Source organism: Klebsiella pneumoniae complex sp. WS1778 (assembly GCF_049472055.1).
GTDB classification, from domain to species: Bacteria; Pseudomonadota; Gammaproteobacteria; order Enterobacterales; family Enterobacteriaceae; genus Klebsiella; species Klebsiella quasipneumoniae.
Genome location: NZ_JBKGTJ010000005.1, coordinates 201,551 through 213,702 on the forward strand (window position 1 = coordinate 201,551; position 12,152 = coordinate 213,702).

General features: G+C 57.4%; 12 protein-coding genes and 1 pseudogene. 7 read left to right on the forward strand and 6 right to left on the reverse strand.

Annotated elements, in window-relative coordinates:
• Positions 1–28 precede the first annotated feature (28 nt).
• Entirely contained in the window at positions 29–814 is a 786-nt protein-coding gene (locus tag ACLEXF_RS20925) for a DsbA family protein (RefSeq protein WP_053810862.1), read from the reverse strand.
• A gap of 225 nt (positions 815–1,039) precedes the next feature.
• On the opposite strand from ACLEXF_RS20925, the gene ACLEXF_RS20930 reads away from it, so the two are divergent.
• The 3 genes from ACLEXF_RS20930 (at position 1,040) to cbpM (ending at position 3,091) form a co-directional block, all read left to right on the forward strand.
• Complete coding sequence (locus tag ACLEXF_RS20930; protein WP_064151106.1) at positions 1,040–1,723, forward strand: TerC family protein; 684 nt, start codon at positions 1,040–1,042, stop codon at positions 1,721–1,723.
• Positions 1,724–1,868: 145 nt separating this feature from the next.
• Complete coding sequence (gene cbpA, locus ACLEXF_RS20935; RefSeq protein ID WP_407259963.1) at positions 1,869–2,786, forward strand: curved DNA-binding protein; 918 nt, start codon at positions 1,869–1,871, stop codon at positions 2,784–2,786.
• The gene (gene cbpM / locus ACLEXF_RS20940) at positions 2,786–3,091 is read left to right on the forward strand and encodes a chaperone modulator CbpM (RefSeq protein ID WP_002885324.1); all 306 of its coding nucleotides are present in this window, start codon (positions 2,786–2,788) and stop codon (positions 3,089–3,091) included. Before cbpA ends, cbpM begins: the two co-directional genes overlap by 1 nt.
• Positions 3,092–3,300: 209 nt before the next feature.
• Here the strand turns inward: cbpM and ACLEXF_RS20945 are convergent, their stop codons facing one another.
• From ACLEXF_RS20945 to ACLEXF_RS20960, 4 genes are all read right to left on the reverse strand, one after another.
• Positions 3,301–3,672, reverse strand: a complete 372-nt coding sequence (locus ACLEXF_RS20945; protein ID WP_048294029.1) for a plasmid partitioning/stability family protein — start codon at positions 3,670–3,672, stop codon at positions 3,301–3,303.
• Between the two features lie 9 nt (positions 3,673–3,681).
• Positions 3,682–4,638, reverse strand: a complete 957-nt coding sequence (gene parM, locus ACLEXF_RS20950) for a plasmid segregation protein ParM domain-containing protein (protein WP_004146678.1) — start codon at positions 4,636–4,638, stop codon at positions 3,682–3,684.
• Between the two features lie 275 nt (positions 4,639–4,913).
• Positions 4,914–6,329 (reverse strand): melibiose:sodium transporter MelB, encoded by a 1,416-nt coding sequence (melB, locus tag ACLEXF_RS20955; protein WP_044525156.1) that lies wholly within the window; start codon positions 6,327–6,329, stop codon positions 4,914–4,916.
• Positions 6,330–6,421: 92 nt separating this feature from the next.
• Positions 6,422–7,774, reverse strand: a complete 1,353-nt coding sequence (locus ACLEXF_RS20960) for an alpha-glucosidase/alpha-galactosidase (RefSeq protein ID WP_053810864.1) — start codon at positions 7,772–7,774, stop codon at positions 6,422–6,424.
• Between the two features lie 240 nt (positions 7,775–8,014).
• Between ACLEXF_RS20960 and melR the strand changes: the two genes are divergently transcribed.
• A complete protein-coding gene (melR, locus tag ACLEXF_RS20965; protein ID WP_023319524.1) occupies positions 8,015–8,953 on the forward strand; it encodes a transcriptional regulator MelR in 939 nt (312 codons plus the stop codon).
• Positions 8,954–9,003: 50 nt separating this feature from the next.
• Here melR and proP read toward each other — a convergent pair whose 3' ends face one another.
• Positions 9,004–10,506, reverse strand: a complete 1,503-nt coding sequence (proP, locus tag ACLEXF_RS20970) for a glycine betaine/L-proline transporter ProP (RefSeq protein WP_004206383.1) — start codon at positions 10,504–10,506, stop codon at positions 9,004–9,006.
• A 187-nt stretch (positions 10,507–10,693) separates the two neighbouring features.
• Between proP and ACLEXF_RS20975 the strand changes: the two are divergent.
• From ACLEXF_RS20975 to yjdN, 3 genes and pseudogenes are all read left to right on the forward strand, one after another.
• A pseudogene (locus ACLEXF_RS20975) lies at positions 10,694–10,963 on the forward strand (hypothetical protein).
• Positions 10,964–11,050: 87 nt separating this feature from the next.
• Complete coding sequence (locus tag ACLEXF_RS20980; protein WP_004206382.1) at positions 11,051–11,386, forward strand: zinc ribbon domain-containing protein YjdM; 336 nt, start codon at positions 11,051–11,053, stop codon at positions 11,384–11,386.
• Between the two features lie 228 nt (positions 11,387–11,614).
• The gene (gene yjdN, locus ACLEXF_RS20985) at positions 11,615–12,049 is read left to right on the forward strand and encodes a VOC family metalloprotein YjdN (RefSeq protein ID WP_032456862.1); all 435 of its coding nucleotides are present in this window, start codon (positions 11,615–11,617) and stop codon (positions 12,047–12,049) included.
• The last annotated feature ends 103 nt before the right edge of the window (positions 12,050–12,152 follow it).

A 12,152-nucleotide genomic window follows, 5' to 3' on the forward strand; every position in this document is an offset into this window, starting at 1 on the left:
GGCCCTGACCGGGTAACGACGCCGCCGATCAGCCGCCGGCTTTTTTAATCGCGGCTTCGAGCGAGGCTTTATCCGCCAGTCCCGGGAAGACGGTGATGCTGGCTTCCGTGGCGCCGGTGGTCGGCATCACGATCACGCCCGGCGTGCCGCTAAGACCAATCTCCTGCGCCAGGTCGTTAATGCTCTGTAGTACCGGTTCGACGTCGCTGGCCTTCTTCACATCAAAGCCGGCTTTCTTCGCCTGCTGCTGGATATCCGCCGTCGTCAGCTTGCCTTCGTTATGTCCGGTGGCGTAGATCCCGTTATGGTAGGTCAGATAGGCATCCGCCCCTTTCTGCTGATAGATCTGCAGGCCGGTTTTTGCCGCCTCCAGCGAGCTTTCCCAGCGGCCGCCAAAGATAGGCCACTCTTTAAAAGCGAAGCGGGTCTGCGGATGTGCTTTAATCACCTGTTCCATCACCGGCGCCAGCCGGCTGCAGTAGACGCACTGGTAGTCAAAGAACTCAATCACCGTGACTTTGCCGTTGGCCGGGCCGTAAGTCGGGGTATTTTTATCCTGGGTCAGCAAGGCGGCATTCTTCAGCACCGCCTGGGTGGCCGCGCTGGCCTGTTGCTCAGCCTGAATTTGCTGCAGTTTCTGGCTTGCCTGCAGGAGAACTTCCGGGTGGGCGACCAGGTAATCGGCGGCGATTTTGCCGATTTGCGCCTCCTGTTCCGGGGTGAAGGTCGCCGGCGCGTCAGCGGCAGAGGCCATCGCCGGCAGTAAAACAGCGCTCAGCAGGGCGACAGAGAGGTATTTCTTGTGGCCAGACATAGTGGGGATCCTTGCGATAAGTGAACGGCAGGTGTGTCTGTATGACAAAATATCACCCTTTTTCGCCGAAGCCTTGCCCGACGGCGCGTTGATTCGTAACTTTATTTTTCAGGCTCAGGTTCCACGCGCGTCGGCGCGGGCCGGCGCCAGCGGTCAACGCTCACCGGGCGGAGTCCCCTGCGCAGCGGCTTTTCGTGGTATTTATTTCAGGTGGTTTCTCTCAATATGTATGCGTTTCTTCAACAATGGGACATGGCGGTGATTATGCTGCAGATTGTCGCCATCGACTTACTGCTGGGCGGCGATAACGCCGTGGTGATCGCCATGGCCTGTCGCAAACTGCCGCCGCAAAAACGCACCAAAGCGATCGTCATCGGCACCGTAGGAGCCATTCTGGCGCGCATCCTGCTGCTGGCGATCGCCCTGTATCTCCTGTCGCTGCCGTGGCTGAAAATAGTCGGCGCGCTGCTCCTGCTGTGGATTGGCATCAGGCTGGTCAGTGATGAAGAGGACGAGAGCGAGGTTGCCAGCTCAGGCAGCCTGTGGCGCACCGCAATCACCATCACCGTAGCGGATGTGATCATGTCGCTGGATAACGTGCTGGCGGTGGCTGCCGCAGGCAAAGGACACATTGCGCTGGTCGCCCTCGGCGTGGCGATCAGCATCCCGGTTATCGTCGCCGGCAGCAAACTGGTGCTGGCCCTGCTCACCCGCTTTCCCGCGGTGGTGCTGCTGGGCGGGATGCTCATCGGCTGGATTGCCGGCTCAATGCTGGTCAGCGACCCTACCCTCCGCCAGCTGTTTCCCACTGCCGGCGAGGGCATGGCGCGCCTGGCCGGCGCCATCGGCGCGCTGCTGGTGCTGTTCGCAGGCTGGCGCCGTCGTCAGCGGCCGCAGGCGAAAGACTAGCCTTGCCCAAGACGCCGTTGATCCCGACGGCGTCAAGTTTCCGCCACTTTTCTTCCCCTTCAGGGCGCATTTGCCCTACGCTTTATACAGACGCCTGATCCAGGGAATATGTAACCACCGCACTGAGCATAGATGAGATAACAGCATGGAATTGAAGGATTATTATGCCATTCTCGGGGTGCAACCAACCGACGATCTGAAAACCATCAAGACCGCCTACCGCCGCCTGGCGCGCAAGTACCACCCCGACGTCAGTAAAGAAAATGATGCCGAAGCCAAATTTAAGGATCTCGCCGAAGCCTGGGAAGTCCTGAAAGATGAGCAACGGCGCGCGGAATACGATCAGCTCTGGCAGCATCGCAACGATCCCGGGTTCGGTCGCCAGCAGCAGACCCACGAGCAGAGCTACAGCCAGCAGGATTTCGACGACATCTTCTCCTCCATGTTTGGCCAGCAGGCGCATCAGCGTCGCCGCCAGCACGCGGCGCGCGGCCACGACCTGGAGATCGAGGTCGCGGTGTTCCTTGAAGAGACGCTGGCCGAGCAAACCCGCACCATCAGCTATAACCTGCCGGTGTATAACGTGTTCGGCATGATTGAAAGCGAAACGCCGAAAACGCTGAATGTGAAGATCCCCGCCGGGGTGGCCGATGGACAGCGCATCCGCCTGAAAGGCCAGGGGACGCCGGGCGAAAACGGCGGCCCGAACGGCGATCTGTGGCTGGTGATCCATATCGCCCCGCACCCGCTGTTCGATATCGTGGGACATAACCTGGAGATCGTCCTGCCGCTGGCGCCGTGGGAGGCCGCGCTGGGCGCCAAAGTCACGGTGCCCACCCTGAAAGAGAGCATTCTGCTGACGGTGCCGCCGGGTAGCCAGGCAGGGCAGCGCCTGCGTATCAAGGGCAAAGGGCTGGTGAGCAAAACCCACACCGGCGATTTGTTCGCCGTTATTAAAATGGTGATGCCGCCAAAACCAGATGAAAAAGCGCGTGAGCTCTGGCAACAGCTGGCCACCGCCGAAGCCAGCTTCGATCCGCGTAAGACATGGGGGAAAGCCTGATGGCTACAGTAACAGTGACGTTTACCATTACCGAATTGTGCCTGCGTACCGGGGTGTCGGAAGAGGAGCTGACGGAGATTGTCGGCTTAGGCATGATTGAACCGCACCAGCCGCAGGCGGACACCTGGCTGTTCGACGACAGCGCGGTGACGATTGTCCATCGCGCGGTGCGCCTGCGTAACGAGCTGGAGCTGGACTGGCCGGGGATCGCGGTAGCGCTGACCCTGCTGGATGAGAACGCGCGGCTGACCCGCGAAAATCGCCTGCTGCAGCAGCGCCTGGCCCGCTTTCTCGCCCACGGATAGGGGCGACATCCCGGGTGGCGGCGTACCGTCTTACTGCCGGGTGGCGGCTACGCCTGACCCGGCCTACAAACTAAGCACAGCGCAAGCCGGGGAATTTCCCAGTCGCGGCGTTCCGCCTTACCCGGGCTACCGGACAGTGTAAACAGTAGCCCGGCTAAGCGCAGCGCAAGCCGGGGAGTTTCCCGGATAGCGCAAACCGCGAATAGCGCTTAGTCCGGCAGCGAACCGGCGAGGTTGCGCGCCGAAACGCTCTCGCTCACCGGCGCGGGCGGCTCCGGCGCCTTAGCCGGGGCGGCCGCTGGCGCGGCTGCCGGGACGGAAGAGGCCGGCTGGATCTCAAGGAACGAGGCCAGCATCTTGCGCAGCGTTTCCGGTTTAGTGTCTTCCGCCAGCAGCGCCGCCAGCATCGACGGCAAGCGGCTATCGACTTCCCCTAACGCCAGCCCCGCCAGCAGCGCCGTGCGCGACATATCGCCGCGGTCGCCGCGGTGGTGGGCCTCAATTTTTGCGTCCGCGAAGCGCTCGCTGGCGCTGATATCCGGGCGCAGGTAAATCAGCACTTTTCTGCGATCCAGAGTCATAGACGCTCCTTAGCCAATAATTTTCAGACCACGCACCAGGGCGAACTGCGGCTCTTCAGCCACCACGAAACGGTCCTCACGCAGGCCCATACGTTCACGAATGGCATCGGCCACCAGCGGCGCGCCGCCGCCAATCACGATGGCATGCGAGTAGCCTTTAAAGCTATCGATAGCCGTCAGGACGCGGGTGGTCAGACGTTCGATGCTGTTATTGATCACCTTCTTCACCTCAGAAACCGCATCCGGATCGTTAATGTTATCGGTCAGATACTCTTCGTCGTGGCGATTGATAATGATCTGGTCGACGTTATAGCTTGAGGTATCGGTGTTAGCCCGCGCCAGCGCCAGCTTAACGGCGTCGGTCACCAGCGATACGCCCAGCTTCGGATCGCCGTAAATGCGCGATACCGAGGTCATCTGCCCGGCTACCATCGAGATATCGAGCGTGGTGCCGCCGAGGTCGATAATCAACACCGAATGGGAGGGCTTGAGTTCATCACACAGGCTAATGCCCGCTGGAATCGATTCCGGGCGCACGGTGACTTTGGTGATGTTGAAGACCACGCCTTTATTCAGCTTAACGTCTCGCAGCAAGCTCTTTTTCTTGCGCTCAATGTTGTCGAGGCGATATTGCGCATCCTCGTCATAAAATTCAGTCAGCGGCAGCGTCACGACGATTTCGACGTCCTGCGGCTCAAGACCGCTGGTCAGCAGCGCGTGATGGACAGCGATGGAGTTCAACGGGCTGTACTGCCAGTCAATATTATTGGTCGGGAGCGCATCGGGAGTGATCAGGTCGAATGAGTACTTTTCATCATCCACGGTGTAGTTAAAGGGCTTCCCGGAACCGAAGGTGGCAGACCAGCCGCGTTTAAAACTGTTGGGGCTGATATGGGTGAAAGTTTCGCCATCTTGCTCCCACAGCATTTTGATATTGGTTGAACCATCATCGATAAAAATGCGCATCGCATTGCTCCATCACTGAGACAAATAAGAGAAAAATGTAACACCCAAAAAGAGTAGCAAGAGTTAAAAAGCAGCGCAAGAGCACGAAAAAGAGACAATTCTGAGTTTTAATTGAGAATAATTGGAGCAAATAACAACTGCATGAACCTAAAGAGAGAATATTTTGAGACAAATTAGAGAAATACGTTTTCTCTTTTCGTCCGCTTTCAACGCTCATTTTTGTCCAAAAAAGAGAGCATCCCTCCCCTCTTTCGTCAGCTGTTTTCGAACGCTTTTTACACCTGGTTGGGTACCACAATGGGCCGTTCCGGCTCAGCCACATTTTCCGGTACCCGGCGATATTTATCCAGCAGGTGAATCTGAATGCGACGCAGCATATCGCCGTTGAGCTTGTAATAGCGGAAATAGAGAAACAGCGTCAGGGCAAAAAAGAGCGTCGGCAGCGCTATCATAATCGCTTGCATCCCCAGCAGCGTCTGGGACGACTGGGCCACATTCGGCACATAACCGATGATACCGAGCACGATGGCGATAAACCAGGCCGCGAACGCCGAGCCCGCTTTCACCACCAGCGTCTGCACCGAATAGGCGATACTTTCGCAGCGGATGTTCATCGTATATTCGCCGTAGTCGACGGTATCGGCCACCATAATAACCTGCAGCACCCAGAACAGCGCGGTGCCGATATTCAACAGCACGCCGGCCAGCGAAATCAGCGCGACGTTGTAGACCCCGCTCAGCGCCATCAGCAACAGCACGCCGCAGCCCAGCACCGGCATGATCGAAGCGCCCGCCCACAGAATGCGCCGCGACAGCCCTTTCACCAGCCGCGGAAACAGCACTAACGTCAGCAGGTTCGCCGCGCCGGCGTAGGACATGTAATACGGGAACATCTCCGCGCTGCCAATCACGTAGGTAAAGTAGTAAATCGCAAAGCCAGCGATAATATTCGCCGCCGTGTTATAGGCCAGCGCCATGCCCAACAGGCAGGCCAGCTGATCGTTTTTATAGATCAGCGCCACCATCTGGCGCAGTGAGAGATGGCTGGCATCCTCGCTCACGCCGCTATCCGAGGAGTAAACCTCGTGGACGTTGCGCAGCGTGACGAGGGTGGAAACCACGAAGAAGGCGATCAACACCAGGGTGAACATCTGGAAACCGAAACCGCGGTCGGCGCCGCCCACGGCGCTGACAAACGGCAGCGTGACGCCGGCAGTAACGAATCCCGCTAGGCTGGCGAAAAAGCGTGGATAGGGCACCAGCTGTTCACGTTCGCGCTTATCGAGGGTAATAGTCGGCACCAGCGACCAGAACGGCACATCCATGATGGTGTAGGTGAACCCCCACAGCAGGTAGGTTAGCCACACCCATGCCAGTAACGCCCCGCCGGAGAAGTGATGGGCGCTGAACAGCATATACAGCACCACCGAGTTGGTTATCGTGCCGATCAGGATCCACGGTTTGAATTTTCCCCATCGCGATCGCGTACAATTCACGATCCACCCCATGATCGGATCGGCTATCGCATCGAGGATCCGCGCCACCAGAAACAGGGTGCCGACCACCCCAACCGACAGTCCAACAATATCGGTGTAGTAATACATCAGGTACATGTAGACGATACCGATAGCGAAATCTTTACCAAAGGCACCAAATCCGTAGCTGAGCTTTGTTGTCATTGAAATACTCATAGGGTACAGGTCGCTGTCGCCAGCGCCTCCTTCAGTGTTTGATAGAGCATGCAGGACGCCGCCGGGTCGTTGCCCCCGGCGGCATGAGAAGATTAACGATGCAGCCAGGACGGCAGCCAGTCGCCGTGGCTGGCGATCAGATCGTCCACCAGCGCGTAGATCTCTTCGATCCCCAGCACCGCAGCGGTGTGCGGATCCATCATCGTGGCGTAATAGACGTAATCGCGATTTTCGGTGAGGATCGCCTCCGTGAGCAGCGTCTGCACGTTGATGTTGGTCTGCATCAGCGCCGCCAGATGCGCCGGCAGCGCACCCATTTTGGTCGGCTGAATGCCGTTGGCGTCCACCAGGCAAGCCACTTCCACGCAGCAGCCCTGCGGCAGGTTGTCGATAAGGCCGTCATTGCGTACGTTGCCATACACCACGCTTGGCTCGCCGGTCCAGATGGCGTTCATGATGGTGCTGGCATACTCGCGGGATGGCTTCACCTCGATGCGCTCGCCGCGCTGATAGCTCTCCAGCTCCTGATGCCAGTTGGCCAGTTGCTCGACGCAGCGTTTCGGGTATTCATCCAGCGGCACTTTATAGCGGGCGATAAGGTCCTCGCGGCCCGGCTTGATAAACCATGGCGTGTATTCGGCAAAATGCTCCGACGACTCGGTCACAAAGTAGCCGAGCTTTTTGAACATCTCATAGCGGACGATGTTTTCGCAGCGCGGGTTGCCGTGCAGGTTAGGCTTCGGCGCGCGCCCGTCAGCGTAGGCCTGCAGCAGGTCGGGATAAAGGTTGACATAGCTGCCGTCGGCGAGCTTTTTCTCCAGCGAGAGATAGAACGCCATATGGTTAATCCCGGCGCAGCGGTAGCGTAAATCCGCCGGGTTGAGGTCAAGATCGCGCGCCAGTTCTTCCGCCGTTCCCTGCACCGAGTGGCACAGGCCAACCTGTTTAATATGCGGGTAGCGGGCGTAGATGGCCCAGGTGTTCATCGCCATTGGGTTGACGTAGTTAAGCAGGGTGGCGTCCGGGCAGACCTCGGTCATGTCGTCGCAGATAGCCCATAGATGAGGTATGGTGCGCAGGGCGCGCATAATGCCCCCCGGACCCAGCGTATCGGCGATGGTCTGCTCCAGGCCATGGCGTTTACAGACCTCAAAATCAGTGACGGTACAGGGCTCATAGCCGCCAATCTGGAAGGCGACCACAACGAAATCAGCGCCCTGCAGGGCGGTTTTGCGATCGCGATGGCAGCTGATTTCGCCCTTCGCGCCGACGGAATCCATCAGCTTGCGCACCACGGTATGCGACTCTTCCAGTCGGGTGTCATCGATATCCATCAGCGCGACATGCGCCGATTTCAGCGCCGGGCGCTGGAAAACATCACCGAGAATATTTTTAACGAACACCGTCGAACCGGCGCCGATAAAGGTAATTTTTGGGGCGGTCATTACGCTCTCTCCATTCTGGTCATTGAACCCTTGCAGAGTGGCACGCCGTTCAGCGTTGCGCTGCCCTGTTCCCACCGGAGCATTCCCGAAAACTCAGATCGGCCATTAAGCGCCACAAAATCTGAGTATTCGGGAACAAATTGCGCAAAAAGGAGAGAAAATGGGCCGATTCTTCCGCTAAGCTGTGGTCAGTTCTGGCGAAAAATGCAGCCACTCTGACAATTCAGGAATACGCTAACGATGGAACACCGCTTCACCTCCCTGCCCCCCGATCCCTTTATGTGCAGCAGCGATGAAAAGCAGAGCCGCAGCCCGCTGGCGCTCTACTCTGAGTATCAGCGTATGGATATCGAGCTGCGCCCTCCGCACGCCATGCCCACCAGCCACTGGCATGGCCAGGTAGAGGTCAACGTGCCGTTCGATGGCGATGTGGAGTATTTGATCAATAACGAAGTAGTGCGCATTGAGAAAGGCTATATCACCCTGTTCTGGGCCTGTACGCCGCATCAGTTGACCCGCCCGGGGGAGTGCCAGCAGATGGCGATCTTTAACCTGCCGATGCATCTGTTTCTCTCATGGCCGCTGGACCGGGAGCTGATCAACCACGTGACCCACGGGATGGTGATTAAATCCCTCGCCGCCCAGCAGCTGAGCGCCTTCGAGGTGCGCCGCTGGCAGCAGGAGCTGAACCACGACAATGAACAAATTCGCCAGCTGGCGATCGATGAAATCGCCCTGATGCTGAAGCGGCTGAGCCTCGCCGGCTGGCAGCCGATTCTGGTTAACAAAACCTCGCGCACCCATAAGAATAGCGTCTCGCGCCATGCGCAGTTTTATGTCAGCCAGATGCTGGAGTTTATCGCCGCCCACTACGACCAGGCGCTGACCGTCAATGCCGTCGCCGAGCACGTTAAGCTCAACCCGAACTATGCGATGGGGGTGTTCCAGAGAGTGATGCAGCAAACCATGAAGCAGTACATTACCGCCATGCGCATCAATCATGTGCGGGCGCTGCTGAGCGATACCGACAAGACCATCCTGGATATTGCCCTCACCGCCGGTTTCCGCTCCAGCAGTCGCTTCTACAGCACCTTCACCCGCTACGTGGGAATGCCGCCGCAGCAGTACCGTAAACTCAGCCAACAGCGTCGTCACGGTCTGGCCCTGCCGGAGGCATAAAAAATGCCGCCGGGGTTTCCCCAGGCGGCATGGTTTATCGTGAAAAACGGTTAGTCGTTGATACGCGGATGCTGCTGCACCAGTCGCGACCGTTTTGCCTGCAGATCGGCAATCTCCTGATCGATATCTTCGATTTTTTGTTCGATGTTATCGTAGTGCTCGCCAAGGATTTCTTTCGCTTCCTGGATGTCCGATGCCGCCGGGGTCGCCCCTTTCAGCGGACGGTTAGCGGTCTCTTTCATCGACAGGCCCGTGGCCATACCCACCATGGCGATCACCATCAGGTAGTACGCCGGCATCATCAGGTTTTGCGTGGTTTCCACCAGCCACGCCGCCAGGGTTGGCGTCAGACCGGCAATCAGCACCGAGATGTTAAAGGCGCTGGCCAGGGCGCTGAAGCGGATGTGCGTCGGGAACATCGCCGGCAGCGAGGAGGCCATCACCCCGATAAAGCAGTTCAGCACCACCGCCAGCAGCAGCAGACCGGCGAAGATCAGGCCAATCACGTTGCTGTTGATCATAATGAAGGCCGGGATCGACAGGGCAAACAGCGCCACGCTACCAATCAGGATAAACGGACGGCGGCCGAAGCGGTCGCTGAGCATACCGATAACCGGCTGTACAAACAGCATCCCGACCATGATGGCGATGATGATCAGCACCCCATGATCTTCCGAGTAGTGCAGGTTATGCGACAGGTAGCTCGGCATGTAGGTCAGCAGCATGTAATAGGTCACGTTGGTGGAAATCACCAGACCGATACAGGTCAGCAGGCTTCGCCAGTGCTTCGTGGCAATCTCTTTAAAGGAGACCTTCGGCCCGTCCTGCAGACCTTCACGGTCGCCCTGCTCCATGGTGTCCACATGCTGCTGGAACGCCGGGGTTTCTTCCAGCGCATGGCGCAGATAGAGCCCGATGATGCCTAACGGCAGCGCCAGGAAGAACGGGATACGCCAACCCCACTCAAGGAAGTTCTGTTCCCCCACTACGCTGGAGATCAGGACCACCACGCCAGCCCCCATCACAAACCCGGCGATGGAGCCAAAGTCCAGCCAGCTGCCCATAAACCCGCGTTTACGGTCAGGGGAGTATTCCGCGACGAAGATCGATGCCCCGGTATATTCACCACCGACCGAGAAACCCTGCGCCATTTTACACAGCAGCAGCAGGATCGGCGCCCAGATACCTATCGTGGCATACGAAGGAATAAGGCCGATACAGAAAGTACTTATCGACATGATCACGATAGTTATCGCGAGAATTTTCTGCCGACCATATTTATCGCCCAGCATCCCGAAGAACAGGCCGCCCAGCGGACGTATTAAAAATGGAACGGAAAAGGTACCGAGTGCGGCAATCATCTGCACGCTTGGGTTGGCATCGGGGAAGAAGACTTTACCTAAGGCGTAGGCCACAAAGCCGTAGACGCCGAAATCGAACCACTCCATCGCGTTGCCCAGGGAGGCCGCGGTGATCGCCTTTTTCAGTTTACCATCGTCGATGATGGTCACATCCTTAAGGGTGATGGGCTTTATTTTTTTCCTTTTAAGCATATTTTTCCTCTGCTACTCCGCCTTGAGTGCACGCCTCTTCGCCGAATGGCAAAGCCATTCGCATCGTGCGTCAGGAGCGGTGAATTGCTGTGCTCCTCATTTCAAGCGTAGCAGGTTTGCCTGCACTGTCTGCTGACAGAATGTACAACCGAACCTGTTGACGCCTGCTCTGGCTACTGGTGAATAAATAGAGCGGCTCATCGTGATAATTGATGAAATTGACCTGCTCCCCTTTTTTACCCTAACAGTGTTTATATCTGCGATCAACTTCACATAAATTTACCGCCTAATTACAGAGTGTCGAAAAATAAATAAGTTCATTTCCTGCCGATCGCCCGGAAATTATTTCGTCGATTTTGCTCCACCTCGGGCGGTTAATTTCAGCGTTTATTCGCTTCTTCCCGGAATAACACCACGGCTATTTTTTAGCAAAAAAACACCCGACAAAAGTGGGTGATTGCGCTATAATCACACCCACTTTCGGCTCTCAGCCACTGTTTAAAGGACCAACGTCCTGTTTTTCGACGACATCACGAGGAACGTCATGCAACTGCCACACTGCCCAAAATGCGATTCGACTTACACTTATGAAGACAACGGCATGTACATCTGCCCGGAATGCGCCCATGAGTGGAACCCTGCCGAAGCCACGGAAGAAACCGACGTTCTGATCGTTAAAGATGCCAACGGCAATTTACTGGCCGATGGCGACAGCGTCACGGTAGTGAAGGATCTGAAGGTTAAAGGCAGCTCTTCGATGCTGAAAATCGGCACCAAAGTGAAGAATATCCGCCTGGTCGAAGGCGATCACAATATTGACTGCAAAATTGACGGTTTTGGCCCGATGAAGCTGAAATCTGAATTCGTCAAAAAGAACTGATTTATTTCCGGGCAGGCGACGCGATTATTTTCCCCTATCGCCGTCGCCGCTCCCGATATCCTGACGGTCCCTCGCCTCCCTGCGTATCCGGTTATTTATCCGGCCAGCCGCCGCTATTTATGCTGCCCCCTGCAGCGGTATTCCCACCCCCATTTTCGCGCTGCCGTCTGGCTCAATCCCGCTGCGGGCGACTACGCTTTACGGGTTACGGTCACTGAGGTATTCACCATGTCCTTAAGTCCCTACCTTGCCTTTGCGGGCAACTGCGCCGAGGCGATCGCCTTCTATCAGCAGACGCTGGGCGCGGAGCTGATGTTTAAAATGACCTTTGGCGAAATGCCGCCTTCGGCGCAGGAAGCCTCTGACGGCTGCCCGTCTGGCCAGAAAATGGCGAATGACGCCATCGCCCACGCCAGCCTGCGCATCGGCAACGGCGAGCTGATGCTAAGCGACAGCGCCTTCGGGCCCGATGAACACTACGCCGGCTTCACCCTCGTCCTCGATCCCAGGGATGTCGCTGAAGGTCAGCGCTGGTTCGAAGCGCTGGCGGTCGGCGGACGCATTGAGATGGCCTGGCAGGAAACCTTCTGGGCCCACGGCTTCGGCAAAGTCGTGGATCGCTTTGGCGTTCCCTGGATGATCAACGTGGTCAAACAAGGCTGACCCCGCCAGGGCGGCCTGGCCGCCCTGTCATCCGTCTGGCATTAACTCTTCATACTTTAGTCATCATCACTTAACCGAACTGCAACATAAACCGGTCAGGATC